The sequence below is a fragment of the Ralstonia sp. TCR112 genome (assembly GCF_007997035.1).
In the GTDB taxonomy this organism is placed as follows: domain Bacteria; phylum Pseudomonadota; class Gammaproteobacteria; order Burkholderiales; family Burkholderiaceae; genus Ralstonia; species Ralstonia edaphi.
Map to the genome: position 1 here is coordinate 38,197 of NZ_VOSS01000044.1, position 19,546 is coordinate 57,742.

Consider the following 19,546-nt stretch of genomic DNA (forward strand, 5'->3'; position numbering starts at 1 on the left):
AGCGCGCATCAGATTGATTGGTCGTAACCAACCCGCCCGGGGATCGGGGCGCCGCCGAGCAGGCCTCGCACCAGCGCCTCACCGAAAATCCGTTTGATGAGCCGGTGGTTGTGGATCACGGCAGGCCCAAGGAATGGGCGCGGCGGAATCTCGTCGGTGCCGAGTTCCTGATACACCGCAATCTCGCTTTTCGAGCCAATAACCGCTTCCAAGCGGCTTACCTCGTTCTCAATTGAGTCTCGAAGCTCGCCAGAACGCAGCAAGGGGTCGTTCTCTGAATACCCCTGCTGCACGCGATCCTTCTTGGTACTTTTGTCCAACTCGGCCCACTTAGGGAAGGGTCCGACCGATTCCTGGTAATGACCGATCTCGTCTTTGGCTGTTTTCGTGATGGCGTTTGCCACCTCTTTGAGCCCCCGGTGAGCCTCCAAGGCGACGGCAGTTTGCAGTTCAACGAGATGAGTCGCGAATGCGGCGAGGCTTGAAAACTCCCTCATTTCGGCTCCTCAAATCGCATGGACTGAAAATTGAACTTGTGGCCTTCCATTTCACTGAAGATGATGGAAAAGGCCGCACGGTGCACGTCGCCCAACTGAAAGGCCACGTCAAACGGGACGCCGTTCTTTACCAGCCACAGCGCTTCCCGGATTGGCGTGGCCTCTACTAGTTTTTTAGCTCGGCCTTGTCGGCGTCGGGATTGGCGGCGCCGAAGTTCTCCTGAACCCCGTTCATCACCGCCTCCACCCCGGCATCGTCCAGACGCATGATCAGCGCCTCAAGTTCGCGCTCGCTCTGCGGTTGCAACACTGGATCGCCGTCAAGTTCTGCCACGTAGATCAGCGGCAGCATCATCGACGTGTAGACCTGATTCTTTGCGGAATCGCCCAGAATCTTGATCAACCGGAACTGCGCCAAGACACCCGGCTTCTTCAGCTTGATGATCCGACCGTTTGCGGCCGTCACAACCACTTCGGATGCGGCGGCTTGGACGAGTTGAGCGGACGGCGACGATGCTTCGACTTCAGTCAGTTCCAGCGTGGATTTCTTCGTCATGTTGGGTTTCCCCTGCAAAACCCCTGAATAGGGGCTGCGGAAGCGCACTCAGGGCAGCGCGCTTGTCGGTCGGCCAACCTATCCGCAGCCGAAAATTACTGCAGCTTGATCTTGCGCGACGCCTCGAAGCCGATTTTGACTTGCACGCGGTCATCGCCGACGAACTTGCCGCCCTCTTCCAGCCGCAGGGAGACCTTCGTATAGCGGTACTGCGTCACGGCGCCATTCGACTCGCTGATCGTCTCAAGGATCGTCGCGTAGCCGATGTTCACGCCCGAGTAGTACAGCGCCTCGAGCTGCACGAAGAAGTCGCCCACGACGTTGTCGGTGCGGTCCAGGCCGATCGTGCCGGTCCAGCCGATCGGCACGTTGGCGTGGTTGTTCTCGCCGCTGAGCGCGATCGATTCGATCGTCTTGTACTTGGGCTTTGCTTCCCAGTCGGTGACGGTCGTCGGCAGACGCAGCGGGCCGGTGGGCGTCATCACGTCCAGCACGACGTCCCGCCCGGTGTTAAACGGACCAATGGCCATAGTTGCTCCAGAAAAAGGGAAAGCCGCCCGAAGGCGGCTCTGTTAAGGCGGGAAAGGCTTAGAAGCTCGACAGTTGCTGACGGCTGATCGTCACGGACTGACCGCCTTCCTGGTTGATCAGGATCTTCTCGGCCACGGCCAGGTAGCGCACCCGCACATCGGCCTGCAGGTAGCCCAGCGCGATACGGCTCGGCGGGTTGTTGTTCAGGTCACACTGCACCGTGAAGTCGTCAATCTGTCCTTGCTGCTGCAGGTTCAGATAGAAGTTGTCGAGCGTGGCCTTGACGTTGCGGCGCAGCGGGTCGGTCGGCTGCGACGATTGCAGGCGGCCATCGTAGATGCCCATGCCTTGCGCTGTGGTGGCCGCGAGGTAGTTGGTCATCCGCGTGTAGTTGTCGCCGTTGCGAGTGCTGTCCGACGAACTGTTGTGGCCGATGCGCACGCCGAACTGATTGCCAGCCGGGATCGGGTTGGTGATGACGTCGATCCCCGCCTGAGCCAGGGACTGCAATTCGGCCGCGCTGTACTGCAGGTTCTGCGCCGACTTCTGCGTGCCAACGATGCCGTAGAGCTGCTTGTTCAGCGACGAATGCTGCGGCGCCAGATTGGCGAGCACGCCCACGACGTAGCCCTGCGGCGAGATCAGGCGAGTGCCGCCGTTGACCGGATCGAGGAAGTAGACCCAGTCGCCGAACATGTACTTGAACGCATACGAGTCGATGCCGGCGGTCGCCTTGGTCGATACGGCGTTGCTGATCGTGTCGCCCTGCGGCGTGACCCCGATCATGTACGTGCCTTCGGACAGGCCGTAGGAGACCTGCGTCGAGAAGGTCGTCGTGTCCGAGCAGTCCACCAGCGCGGCCACCGATGCACCCGTGCCGCGCAGCGCATACATGCCCTTGCGCGGGATCGTATCCACGCCCACCAGCGTCGTGCCGGTGATCGTCGTGGCGCCGTCCGTGCCGCTTGCGAGGTTGTACGTTGCGAGCGCCGGGGCGGTCGTGCCTGCGCCAGCCGTTGCGACGATGATCTGCGAAGGGCCGCGCGCGCCGACCTGGCCGTTGTTGATCGCGTTGGCCATGTTGACCCACAGCGCGTTGCCGGTGCCGGTGATGTTGTCGAACACTTCCGGCGTTTGGCCGGGCAGCGTGACGATGGCCTTATACGAGTTCGCCAGCGAACCGTTCGCCACCTGCACAGAGACCGAATTACCCAGCGTGCCGGTGTATTTGCCGGTGAACGTGATGCAGCTCGTCTGCACAACGACCGTGGCGGCCGTATCGGTGCCGTCCGTCACGCGCACGCAACGGAAGTTGTTGGCGCCCTGCAGGACAGCGGCAGCAACGGCCGTGCCCATGTCGTAGAGACGGTTCTGGATGGCGCCGTAGTTGCGCGCATAGTCCGCCATGCTGCCGATGCTGGTCGGCGCGTTGACCGGGCCCCACGTGGCGGTGCCGACGAAGCCGGCGACGTTGGTCGGGACGCCGTTCAGTTGCGCCACTTGCGGCGCGATGATCTGGACGATCAGATCCGGCACGATCAGCGCCGTGGTATTGACCTGACCGTACTGCACGATCTGTGTCATTCAGAGTCTCCAATGAAAAAGGCCCGCACTTGGCGGGCCTTCAGGCGAATCGGGAGGGGGTTGGGCTTTAGCTCGCCTTGGTCGGCTTGCTGGAATCGGTGGGCGCGGCGCGTTTCAGCACGTGGCCCTCGTTCTCGGAGGCCAGCACGCGGGCGACCTCGACGGGATCGGTGATTTCGTCGCCCTTGGCATACACGCCGAAGGGCTCGCGGACGGTCAGATGAAATTCCATGGTTGCCTCAGACGTTGGTAGTCGTGGTGTTCGGGTAAGTGCCGCCGTTGTAGCCGTTCACGCCGACGGCGGTGTTCTGGACGATGTCGACCACCGTCGTTGACGTGTTCACAACCGTCTCGACGTACTCGACCGTGACCATGATGTCGCGGCGGAAAAGCAATTCCTTCTGCGGCACGTCGTCGTCGCGTTGCCCTTTCAGAATCACGCGCGCGGCAGTCCCATCGGCCAGCGTCAGGAAGCGCGTGGCCATGATCGCGGGCGTGATCAGTTTCGCGATGGCCTTGCGGTTGTCCGGCGTGTTGGCCCAGACCGTGATCTGAAAAACCTGCTCCACGCGGCCGGCCTCGGTCATCTGCTGGCCTGAGCCACCGACTCGAGCCGCATTGATCGGCGGTCCAGTGTTCGGCAGTGTGATGACTGCGCCGCTGGACGTCGTGCCCGGATAGGCCGCGTTGATCTGGCTGGCCAGCGCCGCGGCAATCGTGCTCAGCGTATCGTTGGCGACCGTTTGGTACGTGAAGGCTGACGTGCCAACGATGACCGCCGTGTTCACTCCTGCGGCGACCGTGCCGCCGACCGTGACCGTGCGGCCGTTGATCGTGAGCGTCAGCGTCGGCGCCGTGACGGTCATGTCCTGCGGCACCGTCTGGTATCGTGTGGTGTTCCTGGCTTCAGGACGATTGAAAACGGACACATTCGCGATTCCGGCGGCGAGATCCGCATCAAGCTGTCCCGGTACCGGCCAGCCTGGATAGATGCGGGTTGCAGGCACTCCAGAGGCCGGCGACTGCGCATCTCCGTTCGGGTACAACACCCCGTCGATCAGCAAGACGAGAGCCGAACTGACATCGGTGAGATCGGCCATTACGTCTCCAATCGCTCGACTAGCAGGTTGTGCCCGAGCGAATTCCAGTAAGGCCCAACGACCTGATAGCGCTGCCCTAGGTCATCCGTCACGATATCGCGCGTCTTGATCAAGCCAAGCGCGGCTGATGCCACAGGGATGAACACGCGCCACATCGTCTTGCCGGCATCGGCAGGAAGATCCGCCGCCGGCCTGCCCCTGTCCTTTTGCAGTTGAATGGATGCAGGCAGACCAGACGCGACAGGTGCCTCGTTGGCTGGCGTTTCGCCGCCGTAGGGTTGAACTCCGACGCCGGCCTGGCCGTTCGGGCGAGTGATTGCCACAGTACGCGGGTAGAGGAAGGTCATACAAACATCCTCGCGCGCCACGGATTCAGCAAGGCTTTGACGTCATCGCTGATGACTGTCGCGGCGAACTGCTCGATCTGGGTATCGCCGGCCCGATAGGACTTCAAGGCGCCCATCTGGGCGTTCTGAGACATCGCCGTAATCAACTGCGCCGTGGCCAGCTTGATCTCGTCAGGCAGGTTCGTGTACTGGAACCCGGCGACGTAGCGGACCTTGATCTCGCTGTAGTACGCCAGCATGATGCCGCCGGCACCCAAAGCTGCCCCGTGCTCGAGTCGATCCCGGCGGCGCTGTTTGCCGGCCAGATTTCCCAAGCCGGCGGCCCGCCGAACTTGCTGATGCTGGCCAGCAGGTTGAAGTTATCGGTGTTGTAGCTCGCAGCGTCGCCGCGGCGGCCATACGCATACCGACCGGTACCGCCGACAATCCGCCCGACAGGCGTGTGCGCGAGCATCACCTCGCTGCGATTCTTCGGTAGGTAGCGCTTCTCGGTGATCAGCAGACCGGTATCGATCGTGCATCCAGCGGCGTGAGGGAATTGAACGCCCTGCGCCCCGATGGCCGCTGTCGTGCCGAGCGTCAGCGTGTTGCCGGTCATGCTGGTGATCTGCACCGACTCCACAAGCGAAGGATTCGCCCGATCCAGCACAACACATTCACCGACCTGCAGCACTTGCACCGGGCCATTCACTTGCACCTGGATGCCGTTGCCAGGACCGAACGCGCCAACGCTGGTGAACGTCAGTTCCGGGCTCAATGCGGCCATGTAGGCAGGCTGCCCGGTGGAGTCCTTCACGTAGATCAGGCCAGCCGGGCGTCGCAGGTACGCATCCACCAAAACACTCGCCTGCGTGACCTGTTGGGCCGTCGCGCTAGGCACGCCGAAAGCCGCGTAGTCAGTCGATTGCAGGTAGGTGGAGGGCATAGATCAGATGCGGTAGAGCACCACGCCGACTGCGGCAGCGGTTGCGGTCTTGGCGACGCGGTAGATGCCAGGGGCATTCAATACCGCTTCCATCGTCGTGGAGGTCATCTGGGCGCAGATGGCAGCCGGCACGTTCTGCCAGTTGCCGCCCGCGTCTTGAACTTGAACGGTAGCCGTCTCGCTCGCCCCAAGGCCGCCCGCGACCAGCGAGCAAGCGCCGTCAGCGGCAGACAGTTGGAACGGCTGAGAGGTGGCGGCACCCGTTTGGGCGCCGATCAGAATTTGCTGGGCGACGCTCATGCAGCAACCCCTTCAGGGAGGATGATCGGGCTGCACGAGGCCAGCTCACGATCAATCAGATACTTGCCGAGGTTGTCGGGGACTTCCGCAACACCCTCGATGAATTCGACAGCGAACATGCGCGGTTTGCCGGTCTCATCCATCCAGTCGGAAACCGGGTGATGAACGCCAGGTTGAACGAATGTGGTGGATTTGCCGCGCGCGCCGGGGTGATAGACCTTCATGTCGCCTCTTGGAAAGACAAAGGGCCACCCGAAGGCGGCCCTTTTTAGTCACTGCCGCCCGAATTACGGACGCTGCACTTGCACCACGGCGTGGGCGTACGAAGCGCCCTTGAAGATCACCGAATCGAACTTCACGCCCACGAACTGGCCGGACAGGTTGCCCACCAGACCCAGTTGGAACAGGCGCGGATTCGGGTTGTCTTCCTTGCCGCTGATGTACGGAATCTCGATTTCCGATTCCATCAGGATGGCTGCGTAGTAACCCTTGACGCCGGTCGGCGTTGCCGAGAAGCCGTACTGCGCGGTAGCGGCCGGCGTGGTCGGCATGAACGGATCGCCGATCAGCGGCAGCTTGCCGACTTGCGTCGAGATCGCGGCCACGGTGACGCCGGCCACGACTTCCATCTCGTCCAGCGTGATGCGCGAGGCCTTCGCTTCTTGGTCGATGAAATCAGCCAGCAGCGGGTTCAGGTAGATCGCGGTCGGACGCACGACGTACGTCTGGTTCGCGACCATGTTGGCCACGGCGGTCTTCAGGCCGTCGATGATCGATGCGCCTTGGGCGATGACCGATTGTTGGGTGATCTGCGACAGGCCGCCCATCCATTCCAGCGTGGTCGGGGCCGACATGCTGGTGTCGGTGCCGGCCCAGAACATCGAAGCGCGCTTGAGTTCGATCGCGCTGATGATGTCGTCCACGTCCTTGGCGACCACGCTGGCGAACTGGCCTTGCTGCTCGGTCACATCCTTGTCGAACAGCGACAGATTGGACTGAGCGGTCACGGCCTTGATGAACGCCGGACGTTCCACACGGGTCGGGCCGGTGGCGGTCGCCGACAGGTTGCGCGGGTCAACGGCTGCCGCGCTCGCCAGAGCGGTCTGCTCGAAGTAGCGGTGCGGGTGGCCGGTGGCCTTGTTCGGCTTGATGCGCTGCAGGGGGATCGACGAGCGGCGCAGAACGTCCATGATCTCGCGCTCGAATTCGGGAACTTCGATCGCGCCGGTGCCGAGATAGTCGGCGGCTGCGTCGAGGCTCAGCAACTTGGTTTGAACACCCATGTTCTATGCTCCAGAAATGAAAAACCCCGCCGAAGCGGGGTGCGGGTGATGCGGGAGGATTCGGGGTCAGGCTTGGCCGACGACCATCAGGCCTTCGTGACGCATCTTGAGCTTGGCCTCGATGGCCTTCGTGCCCTTAACGCCAGCGGCTTCGAGCGCCTTGTCGACCTGCTCGACGGTGAGCTTCTTGCCGTCGGCGACTTCGGCCTCTGCAATGCCGCCCTTCGCCAGCAGCGTCTTGATGGCCGGCGAGATGGTCTTGCGTTCCGGCTCTTGCGCGGTGGCGAAAGCCTTGGCCTGCAGATCGGTCAGCTTGGTCTGCGAAGCTTCGAGAGCTTCTTGCAGCGGCTTGACAGCGGCAGCAACGGCATCGGAGATGGCCTTTTGCGCTGCGGCCTTGTCGGCAGCGGCTTCCACCGTCGCGCCCGGCAGGTAGTCGTGGTCGCGGTAGATGTGCGGCACGTTGCCGGAGACGGCGGCGGCGGCCATGTGCGCAGCCACGCGGCGAACGACGCCCACGTGGCCGGCGGTCGCATGCGTGCCCACGCCGGCCTTTTCCATGGAATCGGCGGCTGCGTTCAGCGCGTCAACGTGCGGCTTGACCTGATCGATGATCGGGCCAGCGAGCGATGCGCCCTTGGCCTCCAGTTCAGCGACCTTGCCAGTCAGCGTTTCGACGGCCGCAGCCAGCGGCTTGTTGGCCTCGGCGAGCGCGGCCAGGAGTTCTTCCTTGGTCATTTCAAGTTCCTGTTCGGCCTGAGCGGCCAGTGATGTGGTGGTATAGGCCGCCAGATGCTTGTAAAGCACGGCCGCTCCGGTGAATACGCAGTGTTCTACTACCCAAGGGTCGGCACTTTGGTCGGAGATGGCGGCTAGGCACTCATACGAGAACCCAAGACGATTCTTCTCCGCTTTAATGCGCGCACATTCTTCGGGAAAGTCACTTGCGTACAGGAAGCCCGCGATTCCAATCGCGTTTCCTTCAACTCTTGCTTCGGTGATAACCCCGATCTTGGCCTTCTTGTCGTGGCCATCGAAGTCTTCCGTGTAATCAATCGCCATGCCCAGCAGACTGGGGATGGCTCTCTCAGCAACATCGCGCGGGATGTACGTTCGCTTACCGGTGCTGCCGTTCGGCGGCGCGTCGGACGGCTCATCGATGCGCGTCAAGATGCCTGAGAAAGGCATCCTGTTGGGATGACCTTCGACATCAGGCATCGCCAGCGACATCGCTTCCAAGTTAAAGGCCAGCGCATGCAGCTCCCAACTGGAAACATCGATGCCGAGTGCCTTTGCCTTATGGATGATCCTGCTTCGCGCTTCCTCGCGCTCCGAGTCGGAAAGGCCCTGAGTGCGCGGCAGTTGCGACCAAGCCATCCGAACGTGCCGCTCGTCGTGAATTGGTAGCGCCCTCTTTCCTGGCACCCCAAAATCACTATCCGGCAAGGCGTCACGCCGCTCTTTGGATAGGCTCATGTTGATCCCCGTGCATTTCCTTCCGAATATTTGAAATCGTGGTGGCGCTAACGCCGAATTCAGCCGCTAGGACATAGCCAAGGTCGCCAGAACGGAGTCGCGCTTTCACCTGAGCCGACTGTTCCGGCGTCAGCGCGCGGCGTGACAATTGCGGACCCCGCGGCTTGCGTTTTGCAATCGACATCCTCATCCGGGTCTCATCAGAGAGCTTGCGCCCGGTTAGAGCATCCGAAAGCCGCTGGCGGGTCTGTTCGCTCATGGGCGGCAGCGGATTGCTCTGGCGAAGCTCACGCTCGCGCAGTCTCGCCTCTTCCGATTTCTTAAATCTTCGGCCGGTCTGCGCGGCAATCTGCTTTGCGATGGACTCTGGGCGATGCTTCCTACCCCGCATTGGGGCTTCGGCATGTTTGGCGATGTTGTATCCGCACTCGCGCACGGTGCTGCGGTACGAGTCAATCCAAAACTGTTCGCGAACAAGCAGCTGGTCGACGTCTTGGACAATCTCGATCAGCTCGAATTGGAATGCACCACAACCATATTTCGCCCAGGCGCGCTGCAACGAGATTGAGTGGTGCCTACCGCAGTTCAGATCAGATCGATGTTGCCGCCAGCGAGTCGTAACATCGCCGGACGAACCGATATAGACCTTGCCGTTCGACACGTTCCGAATGACGTAGATGCCAACCGCCATCGATGTTCCTTACAGAACGGCCTTGATCTTGGCGATCATCGCCTTGACGTCGTCCGATGCCTCGCGCTCGACCGCTACCAGCAGGGAGCGCAGATCGCCGATGCCGGTTTCAAGCGCGGCCAACGCGCCGTGTGCAGCGTTGTCGCCGGCTTGTACCGCACCCTTGAGTGCCGCCTGAACCTCGGCCAAGAAGCCCTGCGGAGTTTCGGCCACGTCAGCGGCATCAGCACCGGCGGCTTCAGGAGCCGCAGCGTCGTTCTTTTGTCGTGCCATGGTGTCCTCAGAGGTTCGCAACGAGGTTGGCCAGCGCGGTTGCGGCGTTGGCATCCAAGATGCCGCCGGCGGCGTTGATGCGCGCAACGGCGATCTTCAGGTCGGCGATCTTCGCTTCCAGCTCGGCAAGACGGCCCAGTTGGGCGTGGTTTGCCGCGGTCGGCGCGCTGTTGATCGCCTTTTCGGCCGCGATTCGGGCCGCTTTCACATCTGCGTGCTGGGTCATGGTCAGGTCTGCAACTGTGTGATGGCGTTGTTGATCGCCGTCAGGTTGGCGCCAGCCGGCACGTACGTTGCGAGACGTTGCAACTGCGCGATGGTCTCGACGAGCGTGTTGTTGATCGCGGAGAGCATGCCTTGCGCGTCTTCAGCGCCAACGGCAGAGGCGACGGCGTTCTTCTCGGTTGCCGACAGAGCGATCGTCCCGAGGTTTGCGATGTAGGTCGTCATTGATCAGGTCCTTGAGGTGATCAACCGAACAGGAACCAATCAATCGTGCCGGATGCCAAGGTGTTGGCAGCCAGGCGCGGCGACAGATTGATCGTGAAGCCGGTGGAGGTCTTGGCCGAGATCCACCAAGTGGCGTCCTGGCCAGGGTTGACCACCACGCCGAAGTTGGCGGGCAGATTCTTCAGGCCGCTAACGACGACCGTCACCGATGCGCCAGCGCCCCCGCCGGCAGCATTGGCTACGCCGATACCAGCGCCGACCAGCGCGCGGCCCTTCTGGCTGAAACCGTAAGCGCCATCGGGCACTTCCATTGCAAAGAGATCAAACGGCATTTCTGCTCCTGTAGGGCGAACGCCCATGAAAAAGCCGCCCCGAAGAGCGGCTGCTTGTCAGGCGTTCAGCCTGTCATTCCTTTGTAGCCAGGTCAGGGTTGACCTGTTTGGCGCCCATTGCGCCCTTCATGGCGATCTCGACGTCGGCATACGGCAGGTCTGCCCACTGGCTTTCCAGCGGCGGCAGTCCGCGCCGCGCTCGGTATTCGTTCGGGGTGATCGCGTTGTTCTTGTATTCCTTCTCGTAGACGTTCGCGAGGTTCAGTTCGTCCTCACGATCAAGCCCGCGGAAACGGAATTCAATCTGGCTGAACCCAAGCCGCGCCTCGATCGACTCGCGCGTCAGGTAGGCAGAGAAGTTGCGTGCCGTCGGCTTGATGATCGCGTCCCAGTCGCGGTCGTCGCCGACCTCGCTGGTATTGCGGTTCACGTCCGCCTCGACGCCCAGGTTCTGCGGGCTGAGTTCAAACGCCGTGGCGATCTCGCGCAGCAGGAACTCTTGGTACTTCAGGTACAAGGCATCGTCTGACGAGCCCCGCAGCTTGTGTACCTGCACTTCCTCGCCGCCGACGATTGGCGTCTGGCCCTGCCCTTCGATCTCGTTGCGCCACCAGTCCCGGAACGCATCAAGCGTCGTCCGATCCATGCCCGTGAACTGCAGCAGGTTTTCCGGTTGGCTGTTGCTCGTCAGGTTGCCGGCGTAGTCAGCGACGCCGAGTTGGCGATTGATCGAGTTGAACGCGACCTCAAGACAGCCGTAACCGAATGGATTCTCGGTGTTCGGGTCTTTGCGGATGTAGATCAACTGCTCATTGAGCAGCGAAACGCCCTGAACTCCGCCTACGTTGCCGTAGCCCTGCGTTTGCAGGTACCGCGGCTCGTTGCGATCGCCCGACCAGGCCGCATAGACCTGGATGGAAAGCGCGTCAACTGGCCACATCCACAGTGGCCGGATCTTGTCGGCGCCAATCTCCTGCTCAATCGCGCCAGTGCCGCAGATCAGATAGTCCTCGACGCACTGCTCGATCAGCGTGCGGAACGAGTCATCATTGTTGGGCCGCTGCAAGCATGCGGTGGCGACCTCGATCTGCCGCTTGAGTTCAGACGTCTCTTTGGCGTTTGCCTTGGGGACGATTTCCCACTCAAGCTCGGCGATCGCACCCTTGATGCGGTTGATCGCTCGCCGCGCATAAGGCGTGCGGCTGAACATCCGCAGATTCGACGGCGTCGGTTTGATGAGGGGCCGGTCCTTTTGGTACCGGACACTCCCCAGGTTCATCAGCCGCGCATAGGCCGTCGACACGCGCGCCGGCGCCTTACGCATCCGGCCGGCCCACAGTGCTTGAGCTAGTCGATCGCCAGACCAATCGGCCACGCGCTGCAGGAATGGTTTTTTGCGTACCGCCATGGTTTTCCTAGACGCTGCCGAATGCAAAGGTCGGTTTATCGATCGGCCACCGTTTCACGATGAAATAGCCAAGGGCGTCGGGCGCGTGGTCCTTGCCGTTCTTCTTGTCCGGCTCGCCGTTTTGGTCATACACCTGTTGCTCAAGGCACTCAGTCACGGTCGGGCACTTGCGCGTGTTGACGAACAATTGCCTTGCGCCAATACCGTTCAGGATCAACCCGTTGACGGCATTGACCCGGTCCTTGACGGCCGGATTTGTCGATCCAACGTGCACCGACAGGCCGTGATCGCGCAGAATCTGCAGATCAGAGAGCGAAGCATTGACCGACTTGTGACCTCGCCCGCTCGCATCCGGATAGACCGTGATGTGGTGCCCGGGGAAACGCTCGACCAGTAATTGCGCAAGCGCCGGCGTATCCCGAACGCCCGTGAGTTCATCAAGGATCATGGGGTAGCCGAAGCGATCCACCCCGATGACTGCGGTGCAGTTGTAGACGTTGAAGTCCACACCCACATGCAACGGCTCGCCGTCGATGATCTCGGCGTCCGTGTGGTTCTTGTGCCGGTCAAAGTCCGGATACACCGCCCCGCTCGTCAGGTTGACGAACAAGCCCTCAAGGTATGCATCCAGCAGGTTCGCCGGATAGATCGCCCGCAGCTGGTCGACGTAGCCATCCGGAAGGAATGGGTTACTCGACGTCGGCGCGCGGTAGAGGATGTATCCATCCTTCGGGTCTTTCTGCCACGTCTGGTAGACGAAGCGAAAGCCTTCCGGGGTCGTGGCAATCGCCAGCGTGTTCTTGTCGCCGTCCGGCTTTTTCTTCCGGCAGCGAGCTAGGCACTTGCGCCAGGCGTTGGCCGCCTTCTTCTCGTCCAGAATGTCGAACTCATCGATCCCGCCGTCCGAAATCTCAAAGCCGACGATCCGATCGGGATTGTCCAGCGTGCGAAAGATGACGTTGCCGCCGGTGCCGACCTTCAGTTCCTTGTCCGACTTGTTCAGCTTGTGCCGGATCTTCATCGCATCCAGCCGCTCTTCAAACTTCGGCCAAGCGATGAGGCTGATCAGGTCATAGGTCGGCGCGAAGTACCCGACGTTGAACATCGGGTACAGCAGCTTCTTCATCATCAGCCGCGTGACCAGCGCGTCGGACTTGCCCGCACCGAACCCGCCCACGAAGGCCGGGAACTGATGCTCGGAGAACACGAAATCTTCCTGCGGCTCGGTCAGCGCCAGATTGACTTCAAGTTCACTCATCCTTTCGGGCCCGGCGTACGGTGATGCGGATCGATTCCGGCGCGTCGCCGTCCTCGTCGGCCATCAGGTCGCGGCGAGCAAGTTCGAGCTTTCGGATCAGGTCAATCTGCCGGATGATCAGGTCGGCGTAGTCGGGCGCGGCGGCCTTCAATTCCTTCTTGTCGTACGGCTGCATCGACTCGGTCGCGCGGTCGTATTCCTCGCCGATCTTGCGAGTGACCTGCAGCGCGCCGTCGACCATGTCCATCAGGTCAAGCGAGCCGGACAGGCGCACGAATCGATGGAGCTTCACCCGGGCCAGCCGGATCTCGTCGTCCAGGCTGCCAACCTCGGCGCGCTCGTACAGCACGCGCTCATCAGAGGTCAGGGCATCGGAGTAGAAGCCGTGTTTCACGGCATTGGCATTACCCTTGGGGGCGCCGGTGCTTGCTCCGCCATGCAACTTGCAGCGCGTCTTGCCTTCCATTGGAGCCCGTTTGCACGGCGCTCCTGACCGCGTCTTGGCTCCGCATGTGCTTGCCATGCGTGGCCTCGTTCATGGGGTTGTTTCGTGAGTTTTAGGTTTTGACTATCGCGAGCGGCTCGCCGCCGGATATAAACCCGTTATTTCTGAGACTTTCGGCGCGGCAAGATAGAGGCAATCTATTGCCACCCATCAATCACGCCCTTCCTCGTGAGGGGATCAACCGCACCCGTGCACCACGGCGCATGATGAAGTCGGCGACGCTCTCAGGTTCAGGCCACGGCCCACCGAGATACGCGAGCACGATCCGCGCGCGCAGATACCAGTTCACCCACCATGCGATGCTGATCTTGAGGGTGTACTCAATGGCTTCCATGGCAATCACTCGCCCGGTTCGGATAAGTGAACGGCGCCGTTAGCCATTCGACGAAACGAGACCGGTACTCTCGCATGGACTCGCCAGATCGGCGCTTATCCATGGGCTTCGGGCCGCCTGCAAATGTGTAGGCGTCAAGGAAGTTGTCGATAAACTCCTCGGACTCGCCCATCCAGTTCAAGTCATCCCACCAGATGCGGAGTCTGCGTAGCAGGTTCACGATGCGTCTCCACCCATGGGCAAACAGTCTGTGTGCAAGCACCCTTCCCGCCCAATCGCCCCGACTGCCTCGTCTTCGCCCTCTTGGTCGTACAGGTGAGGTAAGACGCTGGGGAAATGGCCATTGCTTGGAATGGCCTCGTCATCATCGAAGGTGCGCTGCGGCCGGGGCATGTTGGAATAATGGCCGGACATGCCGGTCAAGAGGAATGATTAATACGGCGCGCGATTCGCGATCGTTTTGCCCTGCGCATTTAGAACATAGGCATTGCCGGTCAAGGTGAACTGCCGCATGCTGTTGTCACCCGTCACATGTGCCACCACTTGGCTTCCATCTCGAATGAAGTCCAATTGCTCATGGTCGAGGATTTGAACCACCGTGAAATTCTTTTCGACGGCGTTGTCCGGCATGTCTTCTGCCGACATCAGTTTCAAATACATCATGGTCTACTCCTAGTGAATGGGCATCTCTGCCCGAATAAAAAGCGACCCGATCAGCGCGGGCCAAACGCGCAGAGCGCGAGGGGAGATGGTTGCGGCAAGTGGAATCGAACCACTGACCTTCGGGGTATGAACCCGTTGCGCTACCGCTGCGCCATACCGCAAAAATGGCTGTCCGAGCTGGAATCGAACCAGCCTCACACGGATTAACAGTCCGGCCGCACACCTTTGTGCGTTTCTGACAATTGAAGAGGGAACCACCGCGCCGGGTTGATGAGCCCGTACGGCTTACGTGGGGGACAAGTCTTAGCGCCGCATCCATGCGGCTGTGCGCTCTACCCTGGAATTTGGGCCCCAGTTGACGCATCAATGGTCGACTGTCGCTGTCACCCTCACAACTGAGCCCTGTACCGCGAGTGGCGCGGCGGTCCCGGCAACAGAACCAAGCCCCTGTTCCTGGCGGTTGCCGTCGACAGGAGGAAGCCCAAGACTCATGCGTGAGGATTCAGGGGCCCACGCACCAGACGGACAAGCCGCGCCGATCTCGTGGGTAAGTTGTATCCCTGACAGAACCCCGCGACCCGTTCATCCGCGCAGGATGCGTTCGACCAGCCATGCCGGCAGTTTCGGGGTTGTGTCAGGAGCCTCAATCTGAGGCAGTGTGTTTGTTGCGCCACACAAAAGTTCGCCGCGTTTGCTTTTTGATAACTCTTTATCTATATTCGCGCTTAACAGCCAATCTGTTATCAAAGATCACGCCGGATCACCCGGCAAGGAGGTTTCCAGCGATGACTAGCTACCCAGCAGAGTTCGGCGCCCAACATGTGCAGGCGCTTGGAGACGCAAACAGAAGAGTTTGAGCGCGGCCCTTTGATCGGCGCGGGGGTCGCGTAGCGGTACGGGGAAGTTCGGCGCCGAGACAACAAAAAAGCGACCCCGCCGACGAGCGGGGTTTTTCTTTCTATCTGGTCTTACTTTTCTTCAATACCAGCGCCTTGCGCGCGGGCGTAAATTCGATTTGCCGGGGCCAAAAACGACTAGAGCCCGATCAATGTCGGGCTCTGGCTGGCGGGGAACGCTCTCTTTGCGGCGAATGCTTCGCTAACTTACACACATCCTAGCAGATTCGGCGCATACATGCAACCATTTTGAGAACAGGTTATCAACTGGGCGAAAAAAAACGCAGTTGGAGCCGATGTTGCAACTCCCCTGCTACGGTGACCGCGCTGCCTAGGTTCTCTCGGTCGGCCAGCGCGCCCATGGTCTTGTACTTCACTGTTCCGTCCTTCATCACGTAAGCGATGAGAACCCCCTCCACGTCCCCGGTTTCGTAAGCGTCAGCGATATCTCTCAGCTCGTCCCCCGGCGTCGAATCGTTAGCGCCGCTTGGAAACATGGGAATTACGTTCGCTTGTTTTGCTCTTGGCGTCATTGTCCTTCAGGGTAACAACCCTTCCTTTTGATTTGCCGGCCTGCGACTTGGCCAGGCTGATTTGCCCCAACACATCATCCCCCCCTTCTGGATTCTCTATCAGCCGGAGGAGTGCCGCAACAACATCCGTTACAGGCCGTGGCAATTTAAGCAAACGGGTGTGCACGTCCGCAGCGGCCATCTTGTGCCCATCCGGAATGTGCGGGATATCCATCCAACCACGCGGCTTATCCATCCCATCCTCAAGACGATGAGCGACGTCATCTCCCATGTTGCGAAAACCGCTTTTGCAATGGGTGATGTAGACGCGCCCCACGCCGGTGCGCGCCGCAAGTTTCATGATGGTCGTCGCCTCATCTATCAGGAGGTTCAGATTCAGTTGGCGTATCTCGTTTCGGTTCATGCCCCGGATTTTAGGTGTGATAGCGCCGTTGTCAACATGTTCCCATGGAGATAACCGCTTATCGTGATAAAGTGTTCTCACCAAAACAACCTGTGGGAGAACCGCATGAACCTGGTCGAATGGCTTGACGCGATGTGCCTGAACAGCAAGAACCTCACCCCCGGCGAGCGTGAGCGGCGCAAGGCAGAACGCACCCGCATCCTCAAGAAGGCTGATGCCACCATGAATACGCTGCGCATGTCGCGTCATCGCGGCGTCATCGGCATCAAGCTCGCGAGACGCTTGGAGAAAGCATCCAAGGGTTCCAGCGCCGAGTTCAAGGTGGCTGACCAGATGCCGGAACTGGCGCAGAAGCAGTAGGAAAAAAATTTCTTACCGATGAGAACATGCTATCAAAGTTCTCGGTAAGCATCTGTTAATCGGGCAGGCGGTGGCCACCGTCGCGCGGGCTCGCCCTGGCCCGCGCCGCCCGGCCTATTGGCTGTTGAGGCAATGGAGCACTGATATGGAAAAACAACCCAGATCCGGGAGAGTCCGCCATGCGTGACTATGGCAAGGTCGGCCCCAAGTTCTGGATCGGCGAAACAGGGAAGGCCCTCAGAAAGCGCGGCGCTGACGCTCAACTCGTCGCTCTCTACCTGATGACCAGCCCGCACGCGAACATGCTGGGGCTTTACTACGTTCCCACGGCCTACATCGCACACGAGACAGGACTAGGCATAGAAGGGGCTTTGAAGGGCCTTGCTAGTTGCTGCGAAGTTGGTTTCTGCCATTACGACGAGGCTTCAGAGATGGTTTGGGTGCCAGAGATGGCCCAGTACCAGATCGCAGAGCGCTTGACCGGCAAAGACCTGCGCATCAAGGGCGTCCAGAATGAGTATGACTCTCTTCCCGGAAACCCTTTCCTGAAGCCGTTCTTTGAGAAATACGGCGAGGCGTTTTGCATGGAGAGATGCCGCCATCACGATAGGGGGCAACAAGCCCCTTGCAAGCCCCTTGCAAGCCAAGAACAGGAGCAGGAGCAGGAACAGGAGCAAGAACAGGGAAAACACTTGTCCGGCAAGCCGGACGATGAGGCCGAAAAAATCCTTGCGCATCTGAATGCCGCCGCAGGTCGTGACTATCGGCCGGTGCCCTCGAACATCAAGCTGATCCGCGCACGCCTCAAGGAAGGCGCAACGCCCGCGGAGATACGCGCCGTGATCGACCTCAAGGTCAAGCAGTGGGCCAAGGACGCGAAGATGGCGCAGTACCTGCGGCCCGACACACTTTTCAACGCCACGAAGTTCGCCCAGTACATCGGCCAGCTCAAGGCCGGCGTCCCGGTTGATGACCGGAGCGTTGAGGGATTTTTGGCAACGTTTGACGGGCCGCCAGATGACGGCATGACGATCGACATGGAGCGCGACCATGCATGAGCAGGACAGGAAGGAATTTGCGGAAGTGATCCGCGCGACGTTCGACAACTATCACCGCGAGCAGCCGATGAACTCGACCCTGCGAGTGTGGTGGGAAATGCTGGCCGGCTTCGACATGGCCGCCGTTCGGGGTGCATGCATGCGCTATATCGCGACCGAGCCGAAGTATCCGCCGACCATTGGGCAATTGCTCGGCCTTCTGCGCGGCTCCAATGGTGGCGACGGCCGACTTGGCGCCGATGAGGCTTGGGCGCGCGCGCTAACCGGGATGGATGAGTCGGAAACCATCATCACGACGCCCGAGATCATGGCGGCGTTCAGCATCGCCCAGACGGTTCTTGAAAGCGGTGACGAAGTTGGAGCCCGTATGGCGTTCAAGGATGTCTACAACCGTATCGTGTCCGAGGCCCGGGCCGCCGGCAAGCCGGTTGAATGGCAGGCTTCGCTTGGGTGGGATGCCGAGAAGCGCGCGCGTGTTGTGAACCAAGCGGTAGCTGCTGGTTTTCTCCCGGCACCGAAAGCCGCTGCCCTTCTTCCTCCGCCTAAGCCAAAGACGCAAGACGTCTACCCCGAAGGGCTCGCGAGGGTGAAGGCCATGATGGCGACGCTTACCTCAAAAAGGGAACAGTTTCAACGAGCGCGCGAAGCTGAGTCTGCTGCAGATCGAGATCGCACGGCGGCGGCAAAACAGCAAGCCGAGGAAATGACGCGCGAGCACGAGAAAAAATCTGCCTCGGATTTTGCTAAAAACCCTACCCACGCCGCTTCATTTTAACTATACTGATAACACGTTATCCGCGCTGTTACCACGCCATGGTCGAATGCATCGATTGCAAGCACTGCGACATGAAGACCGAGAAGGCACAGGCGCGCTTGGGCTTTGGTCACTGCGCATTCGAGCCAATGGCGGGGCGCTTCAACAACGTGAAGTGGCCGCGTGACTGCAACAAGTTCGAGGCGTTGCCCGCAGAGAAGTCCGAAGCGCGGCGCAACTGGCTCAAGGGGAGGAATTGATGGCAGGGAATCAAAAGCCGCGCAAAGGCTTCAGCCCGAGATTGCGCACCCAACCATGGCGAGTATCGGCCGTCTTTCATCCGCTGGAATCCGTGCTCTTGCAAATCGAGCAGACCGGCGAAGTGACGACGGACGGCAAGGGCATGCCGATGTTCAAGGACGCCGGCGACGGGCACTGGTACGCAACCACGCCCGCGATTGAAGGGATCGTCGAGGCATACGCCACGCACGAGCTGCGCAGCGGCCGGCCGATGCCGCTGGACAACCTGCGCAGGTTCGCCAAGAAGCTCGAATACGCGAGCCCGCTCACGCTGGAAGATTGCGCCGCCGTCCGCCGCGACCTTGCCGCCCTTCGCAGCGAAACGCTGGCCATGACGGTCGAGTACGCGGCCAGCCTGGTCCGCACCACGCAAATCAAAATCGAACTCGAGAGGATCGCCGCATGAGAGAAGCCGAGAAGCCGCGCGCCGTCCGCATGGTGCAGCTCGTGCATGAGCTGAACCTCTACGCGGGCGAGCAGTTCACCATTGACGACCTCGTCCACATCTTCAAGACGACAGCCAAGCGCCTAGAAAAGCTCTGCGCCAAGGCCGTCGACAACTTCCAGCTTCGCACGGGCCGCAACACTGCCGGCCACCGCGTCTACTGGGCCATGAGCGCGTCTGAGCGCGAGATGGTCCGCCGCACACCGACCGGCGACATGACCGGTTACACCGAATACCTGCATTCGCACTGGCGCGTCGCTGAGGGTGCGCCTTGGGGGCGGTGA

31 protein-coding genes and 2 tRNA genes are annotated in these 19,546 nt (G+C 60.8%); 6 read left to right on the forward strand and 27 right to left on the reverse strand.

Going from position 1 to position 19,546, the window contains the following annotated elements; all coding sequences use genetic code 11:
• Positions 1-8 precede the first annotated feature (8 nt).
• The 27 genes from FUT88_RS13370 to FUT88_RS13495 all read right to left on the reverse strand — a co-directional run bounded on the left by FUT88_RS13370 (position 9) and on the right by FUT88_RS13495 (position 16,426).
• Positions 9-497 (reverse strand): HK97-gp10 family putative phage morphogenesis protein, encoded by a 489-nt coding sequence (locus tag FUT88_RS13370; RefSeq protein ID WP_147215779.1) that lies wholly within the window; start codon positions 495-497, stop codon positions 9-11.
• Positions 498-663: 166 nt separating this feature from the next.
• Positions 664-1,101, reverse strand: a complete 438-nt coding sequence (locus FUT88_RS13375) for a hypothetical protein (protein WP_261797150.1) — start codon at positions 1,099-1,101, stop codon at positions 664-666.
• A gap of 47 nt (positions 1,102-1,148) precedes the next feature.
• Positions 1,149-1,583, reverse strand: coding sequence for a hypothetical protein (locus FUT88_RS13380; protein ID WP_147215781.1), 435 nt, complete (start codon positions 1,581-1,583; stop codon positions 1,149-1,151).
• Between the two features lie 58 nt (positions 1,584-1,641).
• Entirely contained in the window at positions 1,642-3,168 is a 1,527-nt protein-coding gene (locus FUT88_RS13385) for a phage tail sheath C-terminal domain-containing protein (RefSeq protein ID WP_147215783.1), read from the reverse strand.
• A 67-nt stretch (positions 3,169-3,235) separates the two neighbouring features.
• Complete coding sequence (locus FUT88_RS26195; RefSeq protein WP_186829302.1) at positions 3,236-3,400, reverse strand: hypothetical protein; 165 nt, start codon at positions 3,398-3,400, stop codon at positions 3,236-3,238.
• Between the two features lie 7 nt (positions 3,401-3,407).
• Positions 3,408-4,268: a hypothetical protein gene (locus FUT88_RS13390; RefSeq protein WP_147215784.1), complete on the reverse strand. Its 861-nt coding sequence runs from the start codon at positions 4,266-4,268 to the stop codon at positions 3,408-3,410.
• A complete protein-coding gene (locus tag FUT88_RS13395) occupies positions 4,268-4,615 on the reverse strand; it encodes a hypothetical protein (protein WP_147215786.1) in 348 nt (115 codons plus the stop codon). Before FUT88_RS13395 ends, FUT88_RS13390 begins: the two co-directional genes overlap by 1 nt.
• Positions 4,612-4,749: a hypothetical protein gene (locus tag FUT88_RS26200; RefSeq protein WP_186829303.1), complete on the reverse strand. Its 138-nt coding sequence runs from the start codon at positions 4,747-4,749 to the stop codon at positions 4,612-4,614. The genes FUT88_RS13395 and FUT88_RS26200 overlap by 4 nt, the downstream gene beginning before the upstream one ends.
• Before the next feature lie 8 nt (positions 4,750-4,757).
• Positions 4,758-5,540 (reverse strand): hypothetical protein, encoded by a 783-nt coding sequence (locus FUT88_RS13405; RefSeq protein ID WP_147215790.1) that lies wholly within the window; start codon positions 5,538-5,540, stop codon positions 4,758-4,760.
• A gap of 3 nt (positions 5,541-5,543) precedes the next feature.
• A complete protein-coding gene (locus FUT88_RS13410) occupies positions 5,544-5,840 on the reverse strand; it encodes a hypothetical protein (protein ID WP_147215792.1) in 297 nt (98 codons plus the stop codon).
• Positions 5,837-6,064, reverse strand: coding sequence for a hypothetical protein (locus tag FUT88_RS13415; RefSeq protein ID WP_147215794.1), 228 nt, complete (start codon positions 6,062-6,064; stop codon positions 5,837-5,839). Before FUT88_RS13415 ends, FUT88_RS13410 begins: the two co-directional genes overlap by 4 nt.
• 63 nt (positions 6,065-6,127) lie before the next feature.
• Complete coding sequence (locus FUT88_RS13420) at positions 6,128-7,123, reverse strand: hypothetical protein (RefSeq protein ID WP_147215795.1); 996 nt, start codon at positions 7,121-7,123, stop codon at positions 6,128-6,130.
• A gap of 66 nt (positions 7,124-7,189) precedes the next feature.
• Positions 7,190-8,599, reverse strand: a complete 1,410-nt coding sequence (locus tag FUT88_RS13425) for a DUF6582 domain-containing protein (protein WP_147215797.1) — start codon at positions 8,597-8,599, stop codon at positions 7,190-7,192.
• On the reverse strand, positions 8,574-9,290 hold the full coding sequence (locus FUT88_RS13430) for a GIY-YIG nuclease family protein (RefSeq protein ID WP_147215799.1): 717 nt from the start codon (positions 9,288-9,290) through the stop codon (positions 8,574-8,576). Before FUT88_RS13430 ends, FUT88_RS13425 begins: the two co-directional genes overlap by 26 nt.
• A gap of 9 nt (positions 9,291-9,299) precedes the next feature.
• On the reverse strand, positions 9,300-9,563 hold the full coding sequence (locus FUT88_RS13435) for a hypothetical protein (RefSeq protein WP_147215801.1): 264 nt from the start codon (positions 9,561-9,563) through the stop codon (positions 9,300-9,302).
• Positions 9,564-9,570: 7 nt separating this feature from the next.
• A complete protein-coding gene (locus FUT88_RS13440; protein WP_147215803.1) occupies positions 9,571-9,789 on the reverse strand; it encodes a hypothetical protein in 219 nt (72 codons plus the stop codon).
• A 2-nt stretch (positions 9,790-9,791) separates the two neighbouring features.
• On the reverse strand, positions 9,792-10,013 hold the full coding sequence (locus FUT88_RS13445; RefSeq protein WP_147215805.1) for a hypothetical protein: 222 nt from the start codon (positions 10,011-10,013) through the stop codon (positions 9,792-9,794).
• Between the two features lie 20 nt (positions 10,014-10,033).
• Positions 10,034-10,345 (reverse strand): hypothetical protein, encoded by a 312-nt coding sequence (locus FUT88_RS13450; protein ID WP_261797151.1) that lies wholly within the window; start codon positions 10,343-10,345, stop codon positions 10,034-10,036.
• Positions 10,346-10,418: 73 nt separating this feature from the next.
• On the reverse strand, positions 10,419-11,753 hold the full coding sequence (locus tag FUT88_RS13455; RefSeq protein ID WP_147215807.1) for a phage portal protein: 1,335 nt from the start codon (positions 11,751-11,753) through the stop codon (positions 10,419-10,421).
• 7 nt (positions 11,754-11,760) lie between these two features.
• Positions 11,761-13,011: a phage terminase large subunit gene (locus FUT88_RS13460; protein ID WP_147215809.1), complete on the reverse strand. Its 1,251-nt coding sequence runs from the start codon at positions 13,009-13,011 to the stop codon at positions 11,761-11,763.
• On the reverse strand, positions 13,004-13,534 hold the full coding sequence (locus FUT88_RS26205; protein WP_325205668.1) for an HGGxSTG domain-containing protein: 531 nt from the start codon (positions 13,532-13,534) through the stop codon (positions 13,004-13,006). The genes FUT88_RS13460 and FUT88_RS26205 overlap by 8 nt, the downstream gene beginning before the upstream one ends.
• Before the next feature lie 136 nt (positions 13,535-13,670).
• The gene (locus tag FUT88_RS13470) at positions 13,671-13,850 is read right to left on the reverse strand and encodes a hypothetical protein (RefSeq protein WP_147215811.1); all 180 of its coding nucleotides are present in this window, start codon (positions 13,848-13,850) and stop codon (positions 13,671-13,673) included.
• A gap of 432 nt (positions 13,851-14,282) precedes the next feature.
• Complete coding sequence (locus tag FUT88_RS13475; protein WP_147215813.1) at positions 14,283-14,513, reverse strand: hypothetical protein; 231 nt, start codon at positions 14,511-14,513, stop codon at positions 14,283-14,285.
• An 86-nt stretch (positions 14,514-14,599) separates the two neighbouring features.
• A tRNA-Met gene (locus FUT88_RS13480) sits at positions 14,600-14,674 on the reverse strand.
• A gap of 4 nt (positions 14,675-14,678) precedes the next feature.
• Positions 14,679-14,754 (reverse strand) — tRNA-Asn (locus FUT88_RS13485).
• A 918-nt stretch (positions 14,755-15,672) separates the two neighbouring features.
• Entirely contained in the window at positions 15,673-15,906 is a 234-nt protein-coding gene (locus FUT88_RS13490; RefSeq protein WP_261797152.1) for a hypothetical protein, read from the reverse strand.
• Positions 15,887-16,426: a hypothetical protein gene (locus FUT88_RS13495; RefSeq protein WP_147215817.1), complete on the reverse strand. Its 540-nt coding sequence runs from the start codon at positions 16,424-16,426 to the stop codon at positions 15,887-15,889. Before FUT88_RS13495 ends, FUT88_RS13490 begins: the two co-directional genes overlap by 20 nt.
• 24 nt (positions 16,427-16,450) lie before the next feature.
• Between FUT88_RS13495 and FUT88_RS13500 the strand changes: the two genes are divergently transcribed.
• From FUT88_RS13500 to FUT88_RS13520, 6 genes are all read left to right on the forward strand, one after another.
• Entirely contained in the window at positions 16,451-16,705 is a 255-nt protein-coding gene (locus FUT88_RS13500; protein ID WP_147215819.1) for a hypothetical protein, read from the forward strand.
• A 179-nt stretch (positions 16,706-16,884) separates the two neighbouring features.
• Entirely contained in the window at positions 16,885-17,763 is an 879-nt protein-coding gene (locus FUT88_RS13505) for a conserved phage C-terminal domain-containing protein (protein ID WP_147215821.1), read from the forward strand.
• Positions 17,756-18,538: a replicative helicase loader/inhibitor gene (locus tag FUT88_RS13510; protein ID WP_147215823.1), complete on the forward strand. Its 783-nt coding sequence runs from the start codon at positions 17,756-17,758 to the stop codon at positions 18,536-18,538. The genes FUT88_RS13505 and FUT88_RS13510 overlap by 8 nt, the downstream gene beginning before the upstream one ends.
• Before the next feature lie 71 nt (positions 18,539-18,609).
• Positions 18,610-18,777 carry a hypothetical protein gene (locus FUT88_RS26210; protein ID WP_186829305.1) on the forward strand — a complete coding sequence of 56 codons (168 nt, stop codon included), beginning with the start codon at positions 18,610-18,612 and terminating at the stop codon, positions 18,775-18,777.
• 98 nt (positions 18,778-18,875) lie between these two features.
• Positions 18,876-19,223, forward strand: coding sequence for a hypothetical protein (locus tag FUT88_RS13515; RefSeq protein ID WP_147215825.1), 348 nt, complete (start codon positions 18,876-18,878; stop codon positions 19,221-19,223).
• Positions 19,220-19,546, forward strand: coding sequence for a hypothetical protein (locus FUT88_RS13520; protein ID WP_147215826.1), 327 nt, complete (start codon positions 19,220-19,222; stop codon positions 19,544-19,546). The genes FUT88_RS13515 and FUT88_RS13520 overlap by 4 nt, the downstream gene beginning before the upstream one ends.

Bases quoted from the DNA above. Each gene is read 5' to 3' on its own strand.
- FUT88_RS13370 (WP_147215779.1), bottom strand. From the start codon at position 497: ATGAGGGAGTTTTCAAGCCTCGCCGCATTCGCGACTCATCTCGTTGAA.
- FUT88_RS13380 (WP_147215781.1), bottom strand. From the start codon at position 1,583: ATGGCCATTGGTCCGTTTAACACCGGGCGGGACGTCGTGCTGGACGTG.
- FUT88_RS13385 (WP_147215783.1), bottom strand. From the start codon at position 3,168: ATGACACAGATCGTGCAGTACGGTCAGGTCAATACCACGGCGCTGATC.
- FUT88_RS26195 (WP_186829302.1), bottom strand. From the start codon at position 3,400: ATGGAATTTCATCTGACCGTCCGCGAGCCCTTCGGCGTGTATGCCAAG.
- FUT88_RS13390 (WP_147215784.1), bottom strand. From the start codon at position 4,268: ATGGCCGATCTCACCGATGTCAGTTCGGCTCTCGTCTTGCTGATCGAC.
- FUT88_RS13395 (WP_147215786.1), bottom strand. From the start codon at position 4,615: ATGACCTTCCTCTACCCGCGTACTGTGGCAATCACTCGCCCGAACGGC.
- FUT88_RS26200 (WP_186829303.1), bottom strand. From the start codon at position 4,749: ATGTCTCAGAACGCCCAGATGGGCGCCTTGAAGTCCTATCGGGCCGGC.
- FUT88_RS13405 (WP_147215790.1), bottom strand. From the start codon at position 5,540: ATGCCCTCCACCTACCTGCAATCGACTGACTACGCGGCTTTCGGCGTG.
- FUT88_RS13410 (WP_147215792.1), bottom strand. From the start codon at position 5,840: ATGAGCGTCGCCCAGCAAATTCTGATCGGCGCCCAAACGGGTGCCGCC.
- FUT88_RS13415 (WP_147215794.1), bottom strand. From the start codon at position 6,064: ATGAAGGTCTATCACCCCGGCGCGCGCGGCAAATCCACCACATTCGTT.
- FUT88_RS13420 (WP_147215795.1), bottom strand. From the start codon at position 7,123: ATGGGTGTTCAAACCAAGTTGCTGAGCCTCGACGCAGCCGCCGACTAT.
- FUT88_RS13425 (WP_147215797.1), bottom strand. From the start codon at position 8,599: ATGAGCCTATCCAAAGAGCGGCGTGACGCCTTGCCGGATAGTGATTTT.
- FUT88_RS13430 (WP_147215799.1), bottom strand. From the start codon at position 9,290: ATGGCGGTTGGCATCTACGTCATTCGGAACGTGTCGAACGGCAAGGTC.
- FUT88_RS13435 (WP_147215801.1), bottom strand. From the start codon at position 9,563: ATGGCACGACAAAAGAACGACGCTGCGGCTCCTGAAGCCGCCGGTGCT.
- FUT88_RS13440 (WP_147215803.1), bottom strand. From the start codon at position 9,789: ATGACCCAGCACGCAGATGTGAAAGCGGCCCGAATCGCGGCCGAAAAG.
- FUT88_RS13445 (WP_147215805.1), bottom strand. From the start codon at position 10,013: ATGACGACCTACATCGCAAACCTCGGGACGATCGCTCTGTCGGCAACC.
- FUT88_RS13450 (WP_261797151.1), bottom strand. From the start codon at position 10,345: ATGCCGTTTGATCTCTTTGCAATGGAAGTGCCCGATGGCGCTTACGGT.
- FUT88_RS13455 (WP_147215807.1), bottom strand. From the start codon at position 11,753: ATGGCGGTACGCAAAAAACCATTCCTGCAGCGCGTGGCCGATTGGTCT.
- FUT88_RS13460 (WP_147215809.1), bottom strand. From the start codon at position 13,011: ATGAGTGAACTTGAAGTCAATCTGGCGCTGACCGAGCCGCAGGAAGAT.
- FUT88_RS26205 (WP_325205668.1), bottom strand. From the start codon at position 13,534: ATGGCAAGCACATGCGGAGCCAAGACGCGGTCAGGAGCGCCGTGCAAA.
- FUT88_RS13470 (WP_147215811.1), bottom strand. From the start codon at position 13,850: ATGGAAGCCATTGAGTACACCCTCAAGATCAGCATCGCATGGTGGGTG.
- FUT88_RS13475 (WP_147215813.1), bottom strand. From the start codon at position 14,513: ATGATGTATTTGAAACTGATGTCGGCAGAAGACATGCCGGACAACGCC.
- FUT88_RS13490 (WP_261797152.1), bottom strand. From the start codon at position 15,906: ATGTTTCCAAGCGGCGCTAACGATTCGACGCCGGGGGACGAGCTGAGA.
- FUT88_RS13500 (WP_147215819.1), top strand. From the start codon at position 16,451: ATGAACCTGGTCGAATGGCTTGACGCGATGTGCCTGAACAGCAAGAAC.
- FUT88_RS13505 (WP_147215821.1), top strand. From the start codon at position 16,885: ATGCGTGACTATGGCAAGGTCGGCCCCAAGTTCTGGATCGGCGAAACA.
- FUT88_RS13510 (WP_147215823.1), top strand. From the start codon at position 17,756: ATGCATGAGCAGGACAGGAAGGAATTTGCGGAAGTGATCCGCGCGACG.
- FUT88_RS26210 (WP_186829305.1), top strand. From the start codon at position 18,610: ATGAAGACCGAGAAGGCACAGGCGCGCTTGGGCTTTGGTCACTGCGCA.
- FUT88_RS13520 (WP_147215826.1), top strand. From the start codon at position 19,220: ATGAGAGAAGCCGAGAAGCCGCGCGCCGTCCGCATGGTGCAGCTCGTG.